Here is a 21,992-nt window from a genome sequence, read left to right on the forward strand (position 1 = left end):
GTTACTCTCCGTCCGTGCCGTTGACAGTGCTGTCGATGCTGTAGGAACCCAGGAAGGTGTCCAGCTCAGCGACGAGTGCGTCGTAGCCGTAGTTCCGGTAGGTGTAGGCGCCGCGGACCACGAACGGTGCGCCGGCATAGAACATCTCGTACTGCTGGTGGCGGCCGGCAAACTCGGAACCGATGATGTCCCAGGCAAGCTTGAACAGCTTCACGCGCTCCTCGCTGGTGACGCCGGGGGACTGGACGTAGCGTTCCATGTCCGGTCGGGTCACGCTGCTGGTCATGTCCGCGATGCTGGAAGGCAACTGCAGGACGCCGCCGCCCACCAGGTCGCGCAGGATCGAGATGACCCGCGGGTACGTTTCGGACTGCAGGCCCATGGCCCCGTAAAGGGCGCTCTTCCCGGGTATGCGCATGCCGGCGTCGTCCGTTGTTGCCGTGTATTCCGAGGCGAGGACGGCCGACTCAACCGATTGCACGATCGCGGCCAGCTCGCCGAGCTTCTCCTGGACCCCGGGGATCTTGTCCGTGCCGTTCACCTGGGTGACCTTGCGGGCCACGGAGGCGATGAACTTCAGCTTGGTGGAGAACCGGATCTGGGCCTGCCAGTTACCCAGGGCGTGGGCGCCGGTGTCGAAGAACTGGCGGCGCAGGGTGTCGATGTTCCGGTTGATGAACACGCGGTCCCACGGGATGAGGACGTCGTCGAACACCACCAAAGCATCCGGCTCGTCGTAGTGGCTGGTCAGCGGGTAGTCGAAATCGCTGGTGGCGGCCGGTGCGAAGGGGCGGCGGCAGTACAGCTTCAGGCCGTCAGTGGCAACCGGGATGGCGAAGCTGACGGCGAAGTCCACATCGTCCGGGCCCAGCGGCTTGATGCAGGTGACGAAGACTTCGTCGGCAATCGCCGCGCCGGTGGCGAGCATCTGCGAACCGCGGACAATGATTCCTTCCTCGGTTTCACGTACGACGCCGACCTGCAGGTATTCGCCTTCCCACCCTGACGCCGTGGTTGCGCGGGAGACCTGCGGGGGAATGATCGCGTAGGAAAGGTACAGGTTTTCGGACAGGATCTTCTTGTAGTACCGCTCGACGTTGCCGGCGAAGTCCCTGCTTTCGTCCGCGAAGACCTGCGGGTGGGAGCCGAAGGCGGCGAAGAACGTTCCCACGTGGTCGGGGCTGCGGCCGACCCAGCCGTGGGTGTGCTTGGCCCATTTTTCGATGGCCTGGCGGCGCAGGACCAGCTCTTCCTGGGTGCGGGGTGCGGCGAAGGTGCGGTTCGCGGGGCCGCCGATTTCCTCGGAATGGAACTGCATGCCGTTCGCGGGATCGGCCGCGATGTCGAACAGCTCGGACATGGTGTGGGCAACCTTCGCGAACGCCGGGTGTTCCAGGACGTTGCCGACCACCTCGCCGTCGAGGATCACAGTCCGGCCGTCATTCAGGGACTTCAGGTACTCTTTTCCGGTTCTCATCGAAGTGAGCCTTTCTTGATTTTGTAGTTATGTTCAATGGTGGTCCCATTCGGGAACGAGAGCTCCAACTTCCAGGAAGTTCCATCAACGAACTTCCCGTTCAGCAGGGGCAGGGTGCCGCCGAGGCACATGAAGTCGGCGTCGCCAATGTCGGTGCGGGCCAACAGGCGTTCGACGACGTCCGCCGGCTTGCGCAGGCCGCTCAACGGGCCTTCCTGGTACAACTCGCCATCCACCCAGGAGCGTGCAGTGCACTTGTCAAGGTCGAGGTTCTCCAGGGATTCGACGGCGATCACCTCACCGGCGACCGGTTTGGGGCACGCCCGCTTGGAATCGCCGATGTCCGTGGCTTCGATGTCACGGTCGGTGTGGTCGGATCCGATGCCCAGGTAGTACTTGCCCCCGTGGCGGATGTAGAGGGGTTCGATCTCACCGGAGGTCAGGTTCTCCGACGCGTCATGCTCGCCCGTGGTCTCGAACAGGTCAGAGTCCATGCGGTAGAACATGGGCACTTCCGGCGGTGGTGCTACTCCGATGGCTGCCAGTTCATCGATGTGGTGTTGGACTGCTTCAGGATCCCGGCCTGTGTAGCCGGCCACCACCCCGTGGAAATCCGTGAGAGTGATTGTTTTTTCTGTTCCCACCACTCTGAAAGTGAGTGGGACTTGCCTTGTTGTTTGCTGTGTTTGCATTTGTTTTCCTCTAGACAGTCAGGGTGTCGTATGCGGCGAGGCGGTCGCCGATGACGGGGAATTCGGTGCGGACTGCGTTCACTTGTTGTGGGTCGATGTCCACCATGAGCACGGCTTCTCCGGAGTCCGCTTCGGCGATGACTTTGCCTGCGGGGTCCACCACCCTGCTGTGGCCGCCCAGCTCGGCACCTTCCTGGCTGCCGGCGGCGTTGCAGGCAATCACGAAGATCTGGTGCTCCACGGCCCGTGCAGTGGTGAGCAGGCGCCAGTGTTCCCGCCGCGCTGCAGGCCAGGCTGCGGGGACGATGACGATCTCCGCGCCCCGGGTGCTCAGTTCCATCCACAATCCGGGGAAGCGGAGGTCGTAGCAGGTGATGCCCGCGACGGCACCGAACGGCAGCTGGACAACAGGCAGTGATGACCCTGCCGTGAGCAGGCTCGCCTCCTTGGACTTGTAGCCGAAGACGTGGACCTTCCGGTACGTGTGGACCACGCTGCCGTCCGGTCCCAGCAGGATGGAGGTGTTGCTGAGCCGGCCATCCTCGTGGGCTTCGATGATGCTGCCGAGGTGGAGGTGGACGCCCAGGTCTGCGGCCACCCGTGCGCACATGGACACAGTGGGCCCGGTGAGCGTTTCCGCCAGGGCCTGGTATTCATCGAAATGGAAGTAGCCGGCGCTCCAAAGTTCAGGAAGGACTATCAGCTCGGCGCCCTTGATGCCCCGCAGGATGGCTTCGACGCGGTCGATCCGGTCTTCGCGGGTTTCGGAGTCGGGGCTGGCTACCTGGACGAGTGCGATTTTCATGCGTGGTCCTCATCCAGGTCGCTGAGCCGCAGGCCCTTGGTTTCCTTGGCGAACATCACCGAGATCATGGAGATCAGGCCCATGGCGGCGAGGTAGATTCCGATCGCGTAACCGGTGCCGAAAGCGCTGTACAGGGCCAGGGCGATGATGGGGGACAACGAGCCGGCGATCAGCGAGGCAAGGTTGTAGGACACGGAGGTCCCGCTGTAGCGCACATCCGTGGGGAAGAGCTCGGAGAAGAAGGCTCCGATGACCGAGCTGTACGCGGCGAAGATCAGCAGACCACCTACTGCAGCGGCGATGATGCCCCACAGTTGCCCGGTGTTCAGCAGGAAGAAGAAGGCGAAAGCCCAGACCACGGTGGCAATGGAGGCGCCGATCAGGATTGGTTTGCGGCCTACTTTGTCCGCGTAAAGGGCCAGGATAGGAATGGCGACCACTGCCACGGCCTGGCCGATCATGACGGCGGTGAGACCTGTCTGCCTCTGCAGCCCCATGATCTGGGTGACGTACGTGATGATGAACAGGGAGTAGATGTAGAAGCCTGCGTTCTCGCCCATACGGCTGCCCGTGGCGATGAGGATTTCCCGCCAGTTGCGGCGGAACAGGATGGCCAGCGGCATCTTGCGTTCCGGGCTGCCTTCGGCTTCGCGCTTCCGCTGTGCTTCCTTGAACAGCGGAGTCTCCTGGACGTAGAGCCGCAGGACGAGGCCAATGATTACCAATAGTGCAGACAATCCGAAGGCGATGCGCCAGCCCCAGGCCAGGAATTCGCTCTCCGGCATGGTGGCGGCCAGTATGGCCAGAACACCGGCTGCCATGAGGTTGCCGAGGGGCGGTCCAATGTTCGGCCAGGAGGCCCAGAAGGCGCGACGCGCACTTTCGTTGCTGTGTTCGGAGACGAGGAGGACCGCGCCGCCCCATTCGCCACCGAGGGCAAATCCTTGAATCAGGCGGAGGAGCAGGAGGAGCAGTGGAGCGGCCACGCCGATCGCAGCGTAGGAGGGAATGAAGGCGATGAGGGTGGTGGCTACGCCCATGAGCATGAGGCTGGCCACCAGGGTGGCGCGGCGTCCGTACTTGTCGCCGAGGTGCCCCAGGACGATTGCTCCGATAGGCCGGGCCAGGAAGCCCGCCGCAAACGTTCCGAGGGCCAGCATGGTGCCCACCAGGGGATCACCCGTGGGAAAAAAGAGTTTGTTGAATACCAGTGCAGCGGCAGTTCCGTAGAGAAAGAAGTCGTACCACTCGACGGCGGTACCGGCCAGGCTCGAAGCAGCCACGACGGGCAGGCTGGAGTGCTTCTGCTGCCTCAGTTCTGCTTTCTTCAAATCGGTCATAGTGGGGATCCTTTTGCGGTTGGGACAGGTGGGCTCTGGGGAAACAAGCCCGGGAGGTCCCAGGAAATTGAGGGGTTCCGTACGTGAGCGGAGTCACTGGACACCGTCACTGAACAACACTGTAGACGGGCTGTATACAACCTGTCTATATTTAGGGGAGAAGTTTCTTGGAGGTATCAGGGACGGCCCTGAATGCAACTCGTATACTGGGCTTCGCGAGAAAGGCTCTGCATGATCCAGATGACCCCAGCTGCACAATCGCAGCCGGAAGTGGCGTACCAGTGGATGAAAAGCTACATCGCGGCCCTTCCCCGCGACGAGGAAACATTCCTCAACGAGGGAGTCCTGGCCAAGACCACCGGCACCTCCCGCACCCCGGTACGCGAAGCCCTGCTCCGGCTCGAAGCCGAAGGATTCGTCAAGCGCATCCCGCACAAGGGCGCCTATGTCCCACCGATCTCGGACCCGGACGTCCGCGCCATATTGCAGGCCAGGTCCGTGGTGGAGAAGTGGGCTGTCCAGTCGCTCGAATCCATGGCCGAAGCCCAAATCGACGCCTTCCAGGGCATCATCGACCAGCAGCGCGAAGCGAAGAAGGATCCCTCGAGGTTCATCGAGTTGGATACCGAGTTCCACACGCTCATGGTCCGTGCAGGTGGGAACCCCGTCCTCGCCGACTTCTACGCCTCGCTACGTCAAAAGCAACTTCGGATCGGCGTCAAGGCCGTCTCCCGGGGGACGGACCGCGCCGGCGATGTGCTCCGCGAGCATCAGCTCATAGTGGACGCCCTGCGCAGCCGGAGCCTCGAGGCAGCGCACCAGGCCATCGATTCCCACCTGGACTCCACGCGGCTGGCCGTCATCGGCTACTAGTCCTCGCTGTGCAGCTCCCGCTGGCGGGCGCTCAGCAGCTCAAACTCGGGCCGGGCAGCCACGAACCGTTCAACGGCGTCGAGCACTTGCTGGAGATGCGCGTGGTCCGGGGCCACCAGAGCGGCGCCAATCAGTGCGCGGCGGTGCTGGTCCTGGAACCCGGTCTCTGCGGCTGAAACCTCGAAACGCCGTTTTAATTCAGCCACCAGGGGTCGCACCAGCGAGCGCTTCTCCTTCAGGCTATGGATATCGCCCAAGAGGACATCGAATTCGATCCAACCGATCCACATGGTTCATTATCACCGCAGGTCAGCGGGATGGGACTACGAGGACTTGATGGAATCTTGAGGAAATGCAGTAATGCACCTTGAGTTGGGCTTGGCAGTGTCTATGAGGTTGGCCCAAAAGGCTGACGGACTCATTCGCTGCTAGTTACCAGGACTGACATCGTGCCCTTAACCCCTGCCCGAATCCGAACCAGACCCCAAACCCGTTCCCGAGCCGCGGCCGTGACCCTGGCCTGTGTTGCCTCTTTGGCACTGTTCGTCGCCGCCATTCCGTCGGCCGTCGCTGCGCCCTCCCAGGGATCCACCCTGCGGGCATCGTCCAGCGTTTCGGCCCTTGCCGGGCAGACGGAGCAGATGCTGGTGGTGCCGGTGACGGCGGGCCTGGAGCCCACTCGGATCAAGGGAACAATCGTGGTGTCCGGGAAGCCGGAGGGCACGGTCCGGGCAACGGTCAACGGGCGGGTAGTGCTCGAAGCCGGCGCTGCTGCCAGCATCCCCCTCGACGCGGCCGTCAGCAGCGCCGACGTGCTGGACCAACAACTGACAGTGGGCCTGCAGTTCGTCCCTGCAACCCAGACCATGTGTGTCCTCTCCAACGCCACGGCGACCCTGAACAACATGGTGGTCGACTTCAGCGGGACCGCCAAAGCACCCACGACGGTAGGGGAGTTCTTCCCGGCGTCCGTTCCCGCCGTCGTGCTTCCCGTCCCCGCCGATCCGGGCGCCGATGTGTCCGCGGCCATCATGACTGTCTCGGCCGCCATGTCGCACCGCTACCCGGACGCCGCCGTTGCGGTGGTTCCCGAAAGTGAACTTGCGGCACGCGTGGCAAACCTGCCAGCGGGCAGCCGGATACTCAGCGTCGTCGCCGACCCGGGCGAGGTGGGCACCAAGCTTGCCACCGCCACCGGACTGCCGCAGCTCATCCTTACCGGCCACGACGAAGAACTCCGCACCGCTGCCCGGGCCCTGGCCAGCGACAAGACAGCGCTCGCGGTAACGCCTTCGGTGACCGGCCTGACCTCTGCGCTGCCCGCCGCGCAGGGCCTGACCCAGAGCATCAAGGACCTCGGCAGCACCACGCTCAAGCTCTCGGGATATGGCACGCCGGAATCGTATGTTGGTGTTTCGCAATCACAGTTCGGCGGCCCTGTCTCCTCGGTGAAGGTCCAGCTCAAAGGAACACATACGGCCGTGCCGGATAACGCCCAGGCGCAGCTTTCCGTCTTCTGGAACGATTACCTGCTGAGTTCCAGGAACCTCGACGGCGGCGACACCTTCAGCGTGGACGCTGAGGTTCCAGCCGGGCAGCTTCAGGCGAAGAACGGCCTGCGTATCCGGTTGGCCGCCCTCCCCGCCGGCGGTGACTGCTCCGGACCGGCGGGCGTCATGCCCATGGAAGTCACACTGGATACGGCGGGCAGCACCGTGACCGCTGTTCGCGGCGACTCCACCGAAGCTGGCTTCGCGCGCTTCCCGCAGGTTCTGGGCCAGAGCGTCCCAGTGGCCTTCGGCGACATGAACGCCCAGGCAAACACCGTCAACGCGGCCACCTTGGTCGCTGCGCTCCAGCGGGACAGCGCCACGCTCCTGGACACCCGGGTTGTGGGTATCGATTCGCTGGCCGATTCGAGCGAGTCCGGCCTGGTGGTGGGTGCCACGGCAGAGGTGGCCAACAAGCTCTCGGCACCCCTGCGCTTGGCGGAGTTCCGCACTATCTCACCTGACGACGTCGAATATGGCGTGGGCGTATCGGCGCCGTATGGCGTGTTGGAAGCCTTTGAACAGGGCGGCCGGAACCTGCTCCTGCTGGGTGCGTGGGCCCCCGAAGGTGACGTCGCGGCAGCCGCCACGCTCCAAGGCTCGCTGGCCGCGCATGTGGGCGGGGTAGAAGGCGGTTGGGGTTCCCTGTCCCGCAACCTCCTGGTGACGCAACCCTCCGGTACGCCGGTGCTGTTGGAGAGCAACGTGGTTGTTCCGCAGAAGGCCGTCACCGATGACTACCGTCCCTACGCCTGGTGGATTGGCGGGGCCGTGCTGGTCCTCGGCCTCGCGTTTGCGCTGCGCACCGTGCTTATGCGGCGCCGCGCCAAGGAAGCGCAGGCCTACGTGGACGCTGAGCTGAAATCTTCCGAACCGGGTCATGGCAACTAGCCTCGCCACGCGCCGTGCCGGGCACCGCAAGGCGGCAGTACCTGCGGCCTTGGGGTTGCTGGCCCGGGCATGGGAACGGCTCGGCGCCCCGGTTGCCGGCCGCAAGGTTCCGGGCACCAGGATCGTTGCCGTCCTGTCCGCCGTGGTTGGCTACCTCGCTTGCCTGTACACGATCGGGCACGGCACCAACCTGGACTACTCCGACGCCCAGAGCCACCTGACCATCGCGCGCCGGATCTTCGACAGCAAGGCCCCGGGCTTCGAGCAGCTGGGAACTGTTTGGTTGCCCATGCCGCATCTGCTGCTGGCGCCGTTCGTGCTGAACATGTGGTTGTTCAGCACTGGCTGGGCGGCCGGGCTCCTGGGAATCCTGGCGTTGTCCGCCACCACCACCGGCCTGTACCTGATCGCAGCCCGCCTGGGGTTGGGCCGGGCCGGTCGGCTCGCCACCACGCTGGTTGTCCTGGCCAACCCCGCGGTCCTCTACGTCTACACCACCGCGCTCACCGAGCCCGTGCTGATCATGTGCATCGTCGGCGGCATGGCAGGCCTGGCGCACTGGGCAACCAGCCGACGTCGCATGAGCGCCGGCGAACTGGCTGTCTTCGCCGGCATCCCGTCAGCCGCCGCCGTGCTGTCGAGGTACGAAGGCTGGGCGCTGGTGATGACCGGGACCCTGTTCGTGCTCATCGTCGCCAAGCGCCGCACGGGCTCCTGGCGCGAAGCACTCACTATGGCCGGCGGGTACGTGATGATTCCGGCAGCCGCCGTGCTGTGGTGGATCTCCTACAACTGGGCCATCTACGGCAACCCGCTGGAGTTCATGTTCGGGCAATACTCCGCCTACGCGCAGCAGAAAAACATCACCGACGGCGGACTGTTGCCCACCAAGGGCAACTTGGGGCTCACGCTGACTACTTTCCATTGGTCGTTGCTGGAGACAGCAGGCGTCCTCGTCCTCGCTCTGGCGGCATGCGGCGCCGTCGTGCTTGTCTTCAGGAGGGGCTTCGCGAACAGCACCCTGCTGGTGGCGGTGACCGGCAGTGCTTATGCATTTGCGCTGCTGAGCCTGTTTCTGGGCCAGACCGCCATCAACAACGACCATTCGCTGCCGTCCACGTGGTGGAACAACCGCTTTGCACTGACCGCCCTGCCGCTGGTAGCTATCCTCGTTGCCGTGTTCGTCCAGGAAATCACGCGGACCCGGCGGTTCAAGCCCTGGCTCATCGGCGCTTTGCTGGCAGGACTCGTGGCGCAAAACATGTGGTGGCATGAGGACCCCACCGCGCGCCTTGCCGTCCTGGCAGAAGGCCGGATGTCCGCAGAATCCACCACGCATTCAACCGCTGCGGCCCGCTGGCTCAACGAGCATTACGAGTCAGGCGGGATCCTCATGGATGAAAGCGCCCGCGGCAATGCGGTCCTCCCTGTCATGGGTATCCCGCTCAAGGAGATCTACAACCGCGCATCCGGCGACTACTTTGGCCCGGCCCTGGAAGATCCCGCGAAATACGCCAAGTGGGTCTTCGTCAACGTGGAGGCAGGCTCGGGCGCCCGCGACTCCGGCCCCACCGACCTGGTGTACCAGGCGATGGTGAAGGACCCCGGTTTCAACGTCCGCTACTCGATCGCTTTCTCCACGCCAACACACCGGATCTATGAAAGGTCCTCAGACTGATGACACCTCCTTCCCACGTAGCGGACGCTCAGCTCAACCGGAAGTCGATCGGCCAGACCCTGCTCGAGGCCGGGCTGGTCACCCCCGGGCAGCTCCAGCGGGCACTGGACCGTGCCGCAAGTGAAGGCGGACTGCTGGGCCGGCACCTGATCCTGGAGGCGGGGCTGGACCGTCGTCGGATTTATGAAGTGCTGGCCGAGCAGTGGCAGGCTCCCTTGGTTGACCTGGTGGCTGAACCTGCCGACGACGCACTCATGGAGATGCTCGGTTACAGCGAGCTCGGTGAGCCGTTCTGGCTGCCGTGGCGGATGGAAGGCGATGTCCTCACCGTCGCCACCGCTGTAGCACCCACGGCCGCCATTGCCCATGAAGCGGCCCTGACGTTCGGGGCCAGCGACGTCGAGTTCCGCACCACCACCGACTGGGACATCAACCAATCCATCCAGCGGTCCTTCCGCCGCCACCTCCTCTACGAATCGGCCGAACGCCTTGCCGAAGAACGTCCGGGGGAGTCTGCGCGCACGGCCCTGACGCGCTGGCAGCGCTACCTGCCGGTGGTCCTCGTGGCAGGCATCGTGGCCGCGTTTGTGGTGTCGCCGCTGACCGCCGTCATCGTGCTGCTTGCTGCGGCCAACATCGTGTTCCTGGTCAGCATCGGCTTCAAGTCCCTCGCGAGCCTCCGCCGACCCTTCGACAGCTTGCACGAGGCCGCAGTCGCCAAGGCCAGGAACAGGGAACGGGCCAGTCGCGGCCTCCCACCCCTCGCGGAAGAACGGGTTCCCGACGCGGAGCTCCCCGTCTACACCATCCTGGTTCCGGTGTTCCGCGAGGCCAATATCATCGACAAACTGCTGACCAACCTTGGGCAGCTGGACTACCCGCGCTCCAAGCTTGACGTCCTTGTGCTCCTGGAGGAGGACGACGCCGAGACCATTGCCGCCGCAAAAGCTTCCAGGCCGCCGGAGTACGTGCGAATCCTCATCGTTCCCAAGGGCGACCCGCAAACCAAGCCCCGCGCGTGCAACTACGGGCTGACCTTCGCCCGCGGGGAGTACGTGGTGATCTACGACGCCGAAGACCGCCCGGACCCCGGCCAGTTGCGGGCATCCATCGCTGCGTTCAAGCAGGACGAGTTCGAGCGGCAACACCTCAACCCGAACCGCAAACCACTCATCTGCGTCCAGGCAGCCCTGAACTATTTCAACGCAGACCAAAACGTCCTCACCCGCATGTTCACCATCGAATACACCCACTGGTTCGACTCCATGCTTCCCGGCCTGGACAACTCCGGGATTCCCCTGCCGTTGGGCGGCACCTCCAACCACTTCGTCACGTCCTTGCTCAAGGAAGTCGGCGCGTGGGACCCATGGAACGTCACGGAAGACGCGGACCTGGGCCTCCGGGCCGCAGTGGAGGGATACCGGGTAGGCGTCATCGACTCCACCACCTGGGAGGAGGCCTGCTCGCAAGTCCCCGCATGGATCAAGCAACGCACCCGGTGGATCAAGGGCTACATGGTGACCTCCGCGGTCAACACCCGGAACTCGCTGCGCTACATCCGGAGCACCGGGATCGCGGGCACCATCGGCTTCCTCGGCCTGATCCTGGGAACACCGTTGGCGTTCCTCGCCTACCCGTTGGTGGTCGGGTTCACGGTGGTCACGTACATCGGCTACGACATCGTCGGATTGGTCCTGCCTCAATGGCTGCTGGTGGGAGGTGTGGTGTCCATGCTGTTCGGCAACGCCATGATGATCGTCGTCTCCGGTGTTGCCACACTGCGGCGCCATGGCTGGCGGATCGCCATTTTCGCGTTGCTCAACCCCTTCTACTGGGTGCTGCACTCGGTTGCGGCCTGGCGGGCCGCGTGGCAGATGCTGACGAGCCCCCACAAATGGGAGAAGACGCCACATGGGTTGGAAGCCGAATACCACGACGACGGCCACTGGGCCGGGTGAGATATTCTCCTCGAAGTAAGGGATCTTGAGTCAATCTTGAGGAAATGCCGCAGTGGGGTTGAGCGAGCAGCACCACACTGGGCTCAAAGGCCGAAGCATCACCAGCTGAGGGGGTTGGGCCATGGTTCTCGATGCATTCTCTGTACGGGTTGCCTTGGGCGTGGTCACGGTGACGCTCTTCGTTCTTTTCTGCGCTTCCTTCCAACGCACCCGCTCACCCTACGCAGGCTGGTGGAGCCTTGCACTGCTGGAATTCATGGTGGGCAACGCTGCGTTCCTCCTCAACGGCACCACCCATCAGCAATGGGCCAACCCGGTGGGCAACGTCCTGGTGGTGGCCGGCGCGTTCAGCGTCTGGGCCGGTGCGAGGTCGTTGCGGGACCTCAAAACAACGCCTTGGCAGTTGGCGGTGGGCCCCGGCATCACGGCTGTTGCTTCCGTTCTGGAGGGCCCCGGAACCAACGTGTGGTCCGGGGGCTTCGTTTACCTGGCCATGATGACGGTTGGCATTGCGCTGGCCGCCAAGGATCTCTGGTTCATCAAGGCCTCCCATTCCCAAGTGCACAAGGCACTCTCCCTGGCGTCGGGCCTTCTGGCCCTCTACTACCTGGGCCGTTGGGTCGTCTACGCCACGGAAGGTCCCACCAGCGCTACTTTCCGCACATACTTCGGGCCCGCACCATCCGGGCTGGTGTCCATGGTCCTGCTGGTCACAGTGTCCTTCAGCATGACGGCCCTGACCAGCGACCAGCTCATCAAGGGGCTCAAGGAACGGGCCGCCCGGGACCACCTGACAGGCCTGCTGAACCGGGGAACCTTCCTGGACCTTGCCACTGGCGAACTCAACCGCCTGCGGGCCACGGAGTCCGGCGTCGCGATTGTCCTGGCGGACCTGGACCATTTCAAAGCCGTCAACGACGAGTATGGACACGGCACCGGGGACGCCGCCCTCAAAGCCTTCGCCGCGGCGTGTACTGCCTCTGCCAGGTCCACCGACCTCATAGCCCGTTACGGTGGCGAGGAGTTCATCCTCTTCCTCCCGGGGGCCACGCAGGAACGGGCCGAGAGCATCGCCGGCGAAATCAGCCGCCGCATGGCTGCGACGGCCGTGCCGGAAGGTGTCACGTTTCCCACGATCAGCTACGGCGTAACGTCCAGTCCCCGTGCTGCGGCGGACCTCGCCTTCATGATCGAGGTGGCGGATGCGGCCCTTTACAGCGCCAAAGCACAAGGAAGAAACCGGATTGTTGGAGCAGACCGCCTCGAGGCGGCCGTTATCGCGGACGAGGCACGATCATGAATGAGCTCACCACCAGGATCCAGATCCAACACAACCACGAGTTGTCAGCTTTCAGGCAGGACATCACCAGCGCACCGTACCAAGGCGGACCACTCCCGTCCCTGAACGCCAGCCGCCGCTCAGTAAGGATGAGTCCGGTCCAGTCGGTCGAGGACGGAAATGCCAACCTGACCATAGTGGCCGACGTCGAAGGACTCGCCTGGTTCACGGCGGATAAGGGCCTGCTGGGCAGTTGCATCACGGTGTCCATCGCCGGGCACCGCCGGAATACAGGCACCCGCGTCCACCTGCCGCTGGCCGAATGTGACGCCTGGATCGAGGCCATCCTCGGCGGGTCCTGGATCACCCACGTGTACCGGGCCGGGAACAAGGTTGAACCGGATGGCCGTTTGGACATCGCCTCCTACCGGCTTTTCCTGGACGAGCGGAGGAACCCCGTTTCCAAACCCCAAGCCGTAGCCGACTCCACGTTGCGCCGCCTGGAAGAGTCGTGACCAGCACTGCGTCCGGCTCTCCAGCAGACCTCGACCCCAGGATCGGAAGGCTGGAACGGCACATCCAGGCCCTGATGGAGGAACTGCACCAGGCACGCTACGAACAGCACCGGGACACCCTGACCGATGCCCTGACAGGGCTGGGCAACCGCATGGCGCTGATCAACGCCTACATCGACGCTCAGGACGCGATGGCCCAAGGCGCCGCCCCGCCGGCGCTGCTCCTCCTGAACCTGGACGGCTTCAAGGCACTGAAGAACTCCGCCGGCCATGCCGCCGCGGACCAGATCCTGGTGACGGTCGCCATGCGCATCCGGTCGGCCGTCCGGGATAACGACGTCGTCACCCGCCTGGGTGGCGACGAGTTCGCGGTGCTGTTGCCGGCCACCCCGCAAACCCGGGCCACCGCCGTCGGAAACCGCATCCTTGCCGCGCTGGAACCAAACATCGACCTGGGAAACAATTCGGTCCGATGCGGGGCGAGCATGGGCCTGAGGATCGCCGAACCGCACCACAGCGCCGAGGACCTCCTCCAGGAAGCCGACCTGGCCATGGAGGAATCGAAAAGCGAGGGCCGGAACAAGCTCAAAGTGTTCGACCCCGGAACGTTGCATGCCAGGCAGCTTCAACGCCAGATCGTGGGAGAACTCCGCGACGCCATCCGTTCGGACCAGCTGGTCCTGTATTACCAGCCCATCGTGGAGCTTGCCACGGGACGGATCGAGGGATCCGAGGCACTGGTCCGCTGGAACCACCCCGTGCACGGCCTCATCATGCCGGACCAGTTCATCCCGGTTGCCGAAGCCACGGGCCTCATCGCGGAGTTGGGCCGGTGGGTCCTCCGGACGGCCGTGCGGCAGTTGCGCGAGTGGAGGGTCAATCCTGCAACCGCACAACATGACTTCTCCATGCGGATCAACGTCTCCGCCGCGGACCTGCAGAGCCTGGAATTCGTGGACGACGTCAGCGAGGCCCTCGCCGAGGAGTCCCTGGCGCCGGAATCCCTGGTGCTGGAGTTAACCGAAAGCGCCATCATCCACAACAACGAGCTGGACCGCTACACCCTGGCCAGTCTGCAGAGGCTGGGCGTGGGGCTGGAAATCGACGACTTCGGTGCGGGCTATTCGTCCATGGGCTACCTCCGGAAGCTCCCCGTAGACCGCGTGAAAGTGGACCGGCAATTCGTGAAGGATCTCGGCAAGGATTCCGCGCAGCTCGGCTTCCTCGCCGCCATCCAGCAGGTCATCCGCTCCTGCGGCCTCGATGGCATCTGGGAGGGAATCGAAACGGCGGAGCAGGCTGAAGCCCTTCGAAGCATTGGCTGCACCAGCGGCCAAGGCTACTACTTCGGCAGGCCGTTGCCAGAGGCGGAGTTCACCGCGCAGTTGGCCTCGCAGCAAACGTGGCCGGCTTAAACGAAAAACGCGGGACCACGTCCGTGGTCCCGCGTTTTTCCGTGTGACGCTTAGCCGAAGTACTTCGGCAGCGTACCTTCGTGCGCTTCGCTGAGGGCGTCCAGGGAGAGCTCGTCCACGCCGTTGATTTCCAGCTTTCCACCGGCAGCGTCAACAACGCCGATCCGGATGTGGGCGAAGCCGCGGGCCGTGCACATGTCCTTGAAGCGAACTTCCTCCGAACGCGGCACCGAAACGATCGCGCGGGCCTGGGATTCGGAGAAGAGGGCCGTGAACAGGTCCACGCCGTCACGTTCCATGAGTTCCTCAAGGGCAATGCGGGCGCCAACGCCGTAGCGCAGCGAGGACTCAACCAAGGCAGCCGCGAGGCCACCCTCGGAGAGGTCGTGGGCGGCGTCAACCATGCCGTCGCGGGAGGCGTTGATCAGGATCTGGCCCAATTCACGCTCGGCCGCAAGATCGACCTTAGGCGGCAAGCCACCGAGGTGTCCGCGCAGGTTGGACCATTCCGAACCGTCCAGCTCCGCTGCGGTGGTGCCCAGCAGGTAGATGGCCTGGCCGTCCTCGCGCCAGCCTGACGGCGTGCGGCGTGCGACGTCGTCGAGCTTGCCCAGGACTGCCACCACGGGGGAGGGATGGATGGGCGTGGTGCCGGTCTGGTTGTACAGGGAGACGTTGCCGCCCGTCACCGGGATGCCGAGCTCCATGCAGGCATCGGAGAGGCCACGGATGGCTTCGGCGAGCTGCCACATGACGTCCGGGTCCTCGGGGGAACCAAAGTTCAGGCAGTCACTGACGGCCATCGGAACGGCGCCGGAGGTGGCGACGTTGCGGTAGGCCTCAGCCAGTGCCAGCTGCGCACCCTGGTACGGCTCCAAGTAGGTGTAGCGGCCGTTGGCGTCGGTGGCCAGGGCAACGCCCAGGCCGGTCTTCTCGTCGACGCGGACCACGCCGGCGTCGTCAGGGAACGCCATGGCGGTGTTGCCGCCAACGTAGCGGTCGTACTGGTTGGTGATCCAGGACTTGCTGCACATGTTCGGCGATGCCACCAGCTCGGTGACCGCCGCAGCCAGCTCGGACGGAGCCGACGGACGGCCAGCGTCTTCGACGGAACCGGTGAACGTGTTGGCCTGGACCGAGTCCTGCCACTCCGGGCGGGCGAACGGACGGTCGTAGACCGGGCCGTCGTGCGCAACGGTGCGGGGATCGACGTCGACGATTACTTCGCCCTCCCAAGTGATGATGAGGCGACCAGTGTCGGTCACTTCACCCAGCCAGGAGTATTCCACGGCCCACTTGTCCATCACGGCTTCGAAAGCAGCGATGTTCTCAGGGGTGACCACGGCCATCATGCGTTCCTGCGACTCGGACATGAGGATCTCGCCCGGGGTCAGCGTGGGATCGCGCAGCAGGACGGAGGTCAGTTCGACCTCCATGCCGCCGTCACCGTTGGAGGCGAGCTCGGACGTGGCGCAGGAAATGCCTGCGGCGCCGAGGTCCTGGATACCTTCAACCAGCGAGCCCTTGAAGAGCTCAAGGCAGCATTCGATCAGGACCTTCTCAGCGAACGGGTCGCCCACCTGGACGGCCGGACGCTTGGAGGGCTTGGTGTCGTCGAAGGACTCCGAAGCGAGCACCGAAGCGCCGCCAATGCCGTCGCCGCCGGTGCGGGCACCGAACAGGACAACCTTGTTGCCCTTGCCGGACGCGTTGGCCAGGCGGATATCCTCGTGGCGCATGACGCCCACGGCCAGGGCGTTGACCAGCGGGTTGCCCTGGTAGACGGAGTCGAAGACCATTTCGCCGCCGATGTTCGGCAGGCCCAGGCAGTTGCCGTAGCCACCGATGCCGGCAACTGCACCGTGCATGACGCGGGCCGTGTCCGGGTGGTCGATGGCGCCGAAACGCAGCGGATCCATCACGGCAACCGGGCGTGCGCCCATGGAGATGATGTCGCGGACAATGCCGCCGATGCCGGTAGCGGCACCCTGGTACGGCTCAACGAACGACGGCGAGTTGTGCGACTCGATCTTGAACGTTACGGCCCAGCCGTCCCCGAGGTTGGTGACGCCGGCGTTTTCGCCGATGCCCACCAGCATGTCTTTCTTCATTTCCTCGGTGACCTTCTCGCCGAACTGGCGGAGGTGGTTCTTGGAGGACTTGTAGGAGCAGTGCTCGCTCCACATGACGGAGTACATGGCCAGTTCCGCGCCGGTGGGGCGGCGGCCGAGGACCTTGACGATCTCGTCGAATTCGTTCCGCTTCAAGCCCAGCTCGGCCCACGGAAGTTCCGTGTCCGGGGTCTTGGCAGCGTGCTCAACGGTGTCGATGTTGAACTTCTTGGTGGTTTCCGTGGTCACTTGGCGCCTCCCACAATCTTGGTCAGTACGGAGGTGAAGAAGCCCAGTCCGTCGGTGTCGCGGGGAGCGCCATCCAGTGACTCGGGGCCGAAGCCGGTCTCCACGGCGTGCTCGGGGTGCGGCATGAGGCCCACCACGTTGCCAGCGGCGTTGGAGATGCCGGCGATGTCGCGGCGGGAACCGTTCGGGTTGAAGCCCACATAGCGGAACACCACGCGGCCTTCGGCCTCAAGGGCATCCAGGGTCTTCTCGTCGGCGATGTACTGGCCATCCTGGTTCTTCAACGGCACGATGATTTCCTGGCCGCCGGTGTAGTCCACGGTCCAGGCGGTGTTGGCGTTTTCGACGCGCAGCGTCTGGTCCCGGCAGATGAACTTCAGGTGGTCGTTCTTGATCATGGAACCGGGCAGCAGGTGCGACTCGGTCAGGATCTGGAAGCCGTTGCAAATACCCAGCACGGGGAGCTTTGCGTCGGAGTTGGCTGCATCGATGATCTTTGACATCAGCGGCGCGAAACGAGAGATGGCGCCTGCGCGAAGGTAGTCGCCATAGGAGAATCCGCCAGGGATGATGACAGCGTCAACGTCGCCCAGTTCGGAATCGGCGTGCCAGAGCGGAACCGCCGTGGCGCCGGCGAGCCGTACTGCACGGGCGGCGTCGCGGTCGTCAAGGGTGCCGGGGAAGGTGACGACGCCAACCTTGGCGCCTGCGAGCCTGGGCTCGGCGGCGACGGCTACAGCCTCGCCAATCAGGGGGATCGACGTCATATCAGGCCTCAACGACCTCGACGTTGACAACATCCTCGATCACCGGGTTGGACAGGAGCGTCTCGGCAGCTTCGCGGGCCTGGGCCAGGATAGCGTCGGTCACCTCGCCGTCGACGGTCAGTTCAAAGCGCTTGCCTTGGCGGACTGCGCTGAAGCTGTTGAAGCCGAGGCGGGGCAATGCACCCACGATGGCCTTCCCCTGGGGGTCCAGAATCTCGGGTTTGGGCATGACGTCAACGACGATCCGGGGCATCCGGTAACTCCTGTGCGGTGAGTTGGGTGAACCTTAAATAAGGCTGCCGCGGAGATGCCGTCTCACGCCGTTCAGCCGCATCCAAACAGCGTGATGAACACAGGGTTAAACACGGTTGTGAACTGCAATGTTTGAACGGCATGGGGGCGCTCCGCGAGCTTGCACACCTATTCTACCGGGACTGGCGCACATACCCTATTCAGCCCGTTTCCGCGAGGACACCCCGCCGTCATGGCAGAAATGCCCCATTTGAAGGCCCGACGGCGGCTCCCGCCAAGGCCCGCAGGTTTCCCGGTGTGAAGGTTCGACGGCGGCGCTGGCCGCGGGTGGCCCGCATCACTAGGATTGCGGCATGGCTGAGAAACCGAAATCGATGGTGCTGGGCGTTGTGGCCGCGGCCGTTTTTGCCGGGCTTGGCCGGATGGTCATCCAAAAAATCCTGTCCGACAGGGCGGCGCGGGAGCGTCATCTCACGGCGCCGCTGGACCAGGAAACGCGGGCAAAGATCAGCGAAGCACTGCGTACACCCCGCAAATAGCCTCGTAATAGCGCACGCACAAATGCGCTAATGGTTCGGGTTCAACCGTGGAATTCCGGCGTAGCTTGGAGGTACACGCGGGGTTCGCCCCAGTACCATTCAGGATCCAGCCAGGAGGAACAATGACCGAACACATTGCCGAAGTATCCGCCTGTAGCGTGGGTAGTTGCGGCTTCAACCATGACGGCTGCACCGCTTTTGGAATCACCATCGGTGGCACCCAGGACCACGCTTCCTGTGCAACGTTCATCGACACCAACGCGATGGGCGGCCTTCCCAAGGTCCTCGCGCATGTGGGTGCTTGCCAGCGCTCCGAATGCGTCCACAACAACAACCTCATGTGCGAAGCGCACGACGTCAGGGTCGGCCCCGGCCGTGAAGCGGCTGACTGCCTGACCTACGAGCACGCCTGATTGTTCCGCGACAAGCGGGCCTGCCCTCTTCGGAGGGCAGGCCCGCTTTTCCTTTGTCCCGAATTGTCCTTAGCCGGCAACCTGGTTTGTGAGCGGACCGCCCGCCTTGACGGCATTGACATTGGTGAAGATCAGCTGGGATGAGCCTTTGGGGCGGTTGCCGGCCACATGCGGGGTGATGATCAGGTTCGGGGCAGCCCACAGCTCCGACCAGGCCGGGAGCGGCTCCTGCTTGGTCACGTCGAGGGCGGCCACGCGGAGCCTTCCTTCCTGCAGGGCGGCCAGCAGTGCATCCTCGTCGACAGTGGCACCGCGGCCTACGTTAACGAAAATAGCCCGGGCCGGGAGCTGCCGGAGGATGTCGTCATTCAGGGCATCGGCGGTGTCGGGGGTAGCGGGAAGAATGGAGATCAGCACATCGGTGGTGCCCAGGACGTGGGGGAGTTCCTCGGTTGAGACCACTGGGAAGCCGTAGCGCTCACCTTTGGAGTTGGCCACGCCGGTGACCTTCGCGCCCAGGGCTGCCAACAGGGGAGCGAGCCGCCCGGCGATCGAGCCGAAGCCCCAAATGGTGACCTTGGCGCCGTCGAGCGTGTAAAGCTGTTCGGTCGCGGGATCGGACTGTGCGGCGTTGAACTCAGTGTTCCAGGTGGTGTTCCGTTGGGCTTCCTGCAGGACGTCCAGGCGCCGAACCGCAGCAAGAACCAGCGCCAGTGCGTGCTCGGCGACGGGGCCATCGTGCAGCGAGCGGCCGGAGGTGACGGCCACATGGTCGGCGAAACCGGCCGCAAGCACGGAGTCGGGCCCGGCAGCCAGGGTCTGGACCAGCTTGAGGTTCGGCATTCCACTGGCCGCGTCCGCCAGGTTCTCCGGGGTGTTGCGCCACACAATGAGGACCTCAGCGTCACGGTGCCCGCTGGGGATGGGTTGGTCCACGGCGTAGGTGGCTACCTCGTCCCCAGCGCCGGTGAGTTCGGCGAGGTCCAGTTCGATGGTGTCCGGGGCAAGGATCTTCACGGCAACTCCAGGTTCATGAGTGGGACGGTTCGGTCTTGAGGCTACCGCTTTGCCCTCTTCGGAGCGGACGCCACTTAACCCTTGGCAATGTGACCGCCAACACATAGGGTGGTAGGACGTTCGACGTAGCACGTAGCATCCACTCGAAAGGACACTCGATTTGAGATCACCATCGCTCGCCCGTATCGCAGTTGCCGGCACGCTGAGTCTGGGCCTCCTGGCCGGTCTCGGCCTTCCCGCAACCGCCGCCCCCATCCCACCCACCAACCCAACGGCAACTCCGGGCACCTTCATGGAGGCCAACATCGGTGCGGACCGCACCGCCGCAAACTTCTTTCACCGGATCCCCGCCCTGACGTACCTGGGCAACAACGTGGTGCTTGCCGCGTGGGATGGCCGCCCCGGGTCGGCCGCGGATGCTCCGAACCCGAACTCGATAGTGCAACGCCGCAGCACCGATGGCGGACAAACGTGGGGGCCCGTCACGGTCATTGCCGCCGGACATGTTGCCGACGCCAGCGGACCCAAGTACGGATACAGCGACCCCTCCTACGTCTACGACGCCGAGACCGGCAAAGTCTTCGCCTTCTTCGTGTACTCCAAGGACCAGGGCTTCGGTGGCAGCCAATTCGGAAACAGCGACGCCGACCGGACAGTGATCTCCTCCGCGGTTATCGAATCCTCTGACAGCGGCGTCACGTGGAGCCAGCCGCGGCTCATCACCAACGTCACCAAACCCGGAACCAGCAAGACAAGCCCCGTGGCCGGGGACGTCCGTTCCAACTTTGCCTCGTCCGGCGAAGGCATCCAGCTCAAGTACGGCCAGTACAAAGGCCGTTTGATCCAGCAGTATGCCGGTGATGTCCGCCAGGCTGACGGCACCAACAAAATCCAGGCCTACTCTGTCTACTCCGATGACCATGGGGTCACCTGGAAGAAGGGCGCCAGTATCGGCGATCGGATGGACGAAAACAAGACCGTTGAACTCTCCGACGGTCGGGTGCTCCTGAACTCCCGCGACAACGCCAACCAGGGGTACCGCAAGGTGGCCATTTCCACCGACGGCGGGGTGACGTACGGTCCCGTCACGCAGGACACTGAGCTCCCGGACCCCGCCAACAACGGCTCCATATCGCGGATGTTCCCGGATGCGGCGCCCGGCTCGGCGGACGCCAAAAAGTTGATCTTCACCAACGCCAACTCCAAGACCGGCCGCGAAAACGTGTCCGCCCGCGTCTCGTGCGACGACGGCGCCACCTGGCCGGGCGTCCGCACCATCCGTTCGGGATTCTCTGCCTACTCCACTGTCACCCGGATGGCCGCGGGCACGTTCGGAGTCCTCTACGAGGGCAACTACACCGACAACATGCCCTTCGCTAAGTTCGATGACGCGTGGCTGAACTACGCCTGCGCCCCGCTGTCCGTTCCGGCCGTCACCCTGGCTCCGGGTGCCACCCAGCAGGTGCCAGTGACCGTCACCAACCAGGAAGCAGGCGCCCTGTCCGGCGCGACCGCTACTGTCTACACACCCAGCGGCTGGTCGGCCACCACGGTGAGCGTTCCTTCCCTGCAACCAGGAGCCTCAACCACCGTCAACGTAGCCCTCACCGCACCCGCCAACGCGAGCGGACCTCAGAACCTCAACGCGGCATTCACGACGACGGATGGCCGGGTTTCGCAGTTCACCTTCACCGCGACCGTGCCCGTGGCCCCGCAGGTGGGCCTGACCATCACCGGAACGGCGCCAAGCCGCGATGTCGTCGCCAACCCGTACCAGGTGGGTGAAGCGCTCAGCTACTCCTTCAACGTCAAGAGCACCGCCAACGTCACGGCCAACTCGGTACCCCTTTCCGGGACATTCGACTCCGGCTTCCTGCCGCCGTCGGCCCCCAACTGCCGGTACCTCAACCTGGCCGCGGGCGCGAGCTATAACTGCACCACTGCCAAGCACATCATCACGGCAGCCGACGTGGATCGCGGCTACTTCATACCGCAGGCGAGCTTCAGCATCACTGCCAGCGCGACGCCGTCGATCACCAAAACAGTCCCGTTCACGGGAGCTTCGTGGCCCTCCGCTGATGACGCAGCATGACCGGGCATGACCGCAACGGACTGCAGGAGATTTCCTGCAGTCCGTTGTGTTTGTTGTGTGACGGATCACCCTTTGCATG

18 protein-coding genes and 1 pseudogene are annotated in these 21,992 nt (G+C 64.3%); 10 read left to right on the forward strand and 9 right to left on the reverse strand.

The annotated features are described in order from the left end of the window. Position 1 precedes the first annotated feature (1 nt). The 4 genes from AC5RU9_RS10445 to AC5RU9_RS10460 are packed head-to-tail and all read right to left on the reverse strand — an operon-like array spanning position 2 to position 4,314. Positions 2–1,477: a 4-hydroxyphenylacetate 3-hydroxylase family protein gene (locus tag AC5RU9_RS10445; RefSeq protein ID WP_494016376.1), complete on the reverse strand. Its 1,476-nt coding sequence runs from the start codon at positions 1,475–1,477 to the stop codon at positions 2–4. After that, complete coding sequence (locus AC5RU9_RS10450) at positions 1,474–2,124, reverse strand: DUF2848 family protein (RefSeq protein WP_494016377.1); 651 nt, start codon at positions 2,122–2,124, stop codon at positions 1,474–1,476. Before AC5RU9_RS10450 ends, AC5RU9_RS10445 begins: the two co-directional genes overlap by 4 nt. Before the next feature lie 55 nt (positions 2,125–2,179). Continuing rightward, positions 2,180–2,974 (reverse strand): carbon-nitrogen family hydrolase, encoded by a 795-nt coding sequence (locus tag AC5RU9_RS10455; protein ID WP_494016378.1) that lies wholly within the window; start codon positions 2,972–2,974, stop codon positions 2,180–2,182. Further along, positions 2,971–4,314, reverse strand: a complete 1,344-nt coding sequence (locus AC5RU9_RS10460; RefSeq protein WP_494016379.1) for an MFS transporter — start codon at positions 4,312–4,314, stop codon at positions 2,971–2,973. The genes AC5RU9_RS10455 and AC5RU9_RS10460 overlap by 4 nt, the downstream gene beginning before the upstream one ends. Positions 4,315–4,545: 231 nt before the next feature. On the opposite strand from AC5RU9_RS10460, the gene AC5RU9_RS10465 reads away from it, so the two are divergent. Continuing rightward, complete coding sequence (locus AC5RU9_RS10465) at positions 4,546–5,187, forward strand: GntR family transcriptional regulator (RefSeq protein WP_494016380.1); 642 nt, start codon at positions 4,546–4,548, stop codon at positions 5,185–5,187. Here AC5RU9_RS10465 and AC5RU9_RS10470 read toward each other — a convergent pair. Further along, a complete protein-coding gene (locus tag AC5RU9_RS10470; RefSeq protein WP_494016381.1) occupies positions 5,184–5,477 on the reverse strand; it encodes a DUF503 domain-containing protein in 294 nt (97 codons plus the stop codon). The genes AC5RU9_RS10465 and AC5RU9_RS10470 overlap by 4 nt on opposite strands. Before the next feature lie 159 nt (positions 5,478–5,636). Between AC5RU9_RS10470 and AC5RU9_RS10475 the strand changes: the two genes are divergently transcribed. From AC5RU9_RS10475 to AC5RU9_RS10500, 6 genes are all read left to right on the forward strand, one after another. Then, on the forward strand, positions 5,637–7,628 hold the full coding sequence (locus tag AC5RU9_RS10475) for a hypothetical protein (protein WP_494016382.1): 1,992 nt from the start codon (positions 5,637–5,639) through the stop codon (positions 7,626–7,628). After that, positions 7,618–9,306 carry an ArnT family glycosyltransferase gene (locus tag AC5RU9_RS10480; protein WP_494016383.1) on the forward strand — a complete coding sequence of 563 codons (1,689 nt, stop codon included), beginning with the start codon at positions 7,618–7,620 and terminating at the stop codon, positions 9,304–9,306. The genes AC5RU9_RS10475 and AC5RU9_RS10480 overlap by 11 nt, the downstream gene beginning before the upstream one ends. Continuing rightward, positions 9,306–11,264, forward strand: coding sequence for a glycosyltransferase family 2 protein (locus tag AC5RU9_RS10485; protein ID WP_494016384.1), 1,959 nt, complete (start codon positions 9,306–9,308; stop codon positions 11,262–11,264). The genes AC5RU9_RS10480 and AC5RU9_RS10485 overlap by 1 nt, the downstream gene beginning before the upstream one ends. Positions 11,265–11,385: 121 nt before the next feature. Further along, positions 11,386–12,564, forward strand: coding sequence for a GGDEF domain-containing protein (locus tag AC5RU9_RS10490; protein ID WP_494016385.1), 1,179 nt, complete (start codon positions 11,386–11,388; stop codon positions 12,562–12,564). Beyond that, positions 12,561–13,058 (forward strand): hypothetical protein, encoded by a 498-nt coding sequence (locus AC5RU9_RS10495; RefSeq protein ID WP_494016386.1) that lies wholly within the window; start codon positions 12,561–12,563, stop codon positions 13,056–13,058. The genes AC5RU9_RS10490 and AC5RU9_RS10495 overlap by 4 nt, the downstream gene beginning before the upstream one ends. Next, the gene (locus tag AC5RU9_RS10500; protein ID WP_494016387.1) at positions 13,055–14,473 is read left to right on the forward strand and encodes a putative bifunctional diguanylate cyclase/phosphodiesterase; all 1,419 of its coding nucleotides are present in this window, start codon (positions 13,055–13,057) and stop codon (positions 14,471–14,473) included. The genes AC5RU9_RS10495 and AC5RU9_RS10500 overlap by 4 nt, the downstream gene beginning before the upstream one ends. Before the next feature lie 50 nt (positions 14,474–14,523). Here AC5RU9_RS10500 and purL read toward each other — a convergent pair whose 3' ends face one another. The 3 genes from purL to purS are packed head-to-tail and all read right to left on the reverse strand — an operon-like array spanning position 14,524 to position 17,853. After that, positions 14,524–16,833, reverse strand: coding sequence for a phosphoribosylformylglycinamidine synthase subunit PurL (gene purL, locus AC5RU9_RS10505; protein WP_494016388.1), 2,310 nt, complete (start codon positions 16,831–16,833; stop codon positions 14,524–14,526). Beyond that, a complete protein-coding gene (gene purQ, locus AC5RU9_RS10510; RefSeq protein ID WP_494016389.1) occupies positions 16,830–17,600 on the reverse strand; it encodes a phosphoribosylformylglycinamidine synthase subunit PurQ in 771 nt (256 codons plus the stop codon). Before purQ ends, purL begins: the two co-directional genes overlap by 4 nt. A 1-nt stretch (position 17,601) precedes the next feature. Next, the gene (gene purS / locus AC5RU9_RS10515) at positions 17,602–17,853 is read right to left on the reverse strand and encodes a phosphoribosylformylglycinamidine synthase subunit PurS (protein WP_011773385.1); all 252 of its coding nucleotides are present in this window, start codon (positions 17,851–17,853) and stop codon (positions 17,602–17,604) included. A gap of 352 nt (positions 17,854–18,205) precedes the next feature. Between purS and AC5RU9_RS10520 the strand changes: the two genes are divergently transcribed. Next, positions 18,206–18,391, forward strand: a complete 186-nt coding sequence (locus AC5RU9_RS10520; protein ID WP_211713977.1) for a hypothetical protein — start codon at positions 18,206–18,208, stop codon at positions 18,389–18,391. Between the two features lie 122 nt (positions 18,392–18,513). Further along, positions 18,514–18,804, forward strand: coding sequence for a DUF1540 domain-containing protein (locus tag AC5RU9_RS10525; protein WP_211713976.1), 291 nt, complete (start codon positions 18,514–18,516; stop codon positions 18,802–18,804). Between the two features lie 69 nt (positions 18,805–18,873). Here the strand turns inward: AC5RU9_RS10525 and AC5RU9_RS10530 are convergent, their stop codons facing one another. Continuing rightward, a complete protein-coding gene (locus tag AC5RU9_RS10530) occupies positions 18,874–19,821 on the reverse strand; it encodes an NAD(P)-dependent oxidoreductase (RefSeq protein ID WP_494016390.1) in 948 nt (315 codons plus the stop codon). Between the two features lie 160 nt (positions 19,822–19,981). Here AC5RU9_RS10530 and AC5RU9_RS10535 point away from each other — a divergent pair. Further along, positions 19,982–21,886: pseudogene (locus AC5RU9_RS10535) on the forward strand (sialidase family protein); the annotation flags it as partial. Between the last annotated feature and the right edge of the window lie 106 nt (positions 21,887–21,992).

The sequence above is a fragment of the Arthrobacter sp. B0316-5-4 genome, assembly GCF_059090325.1.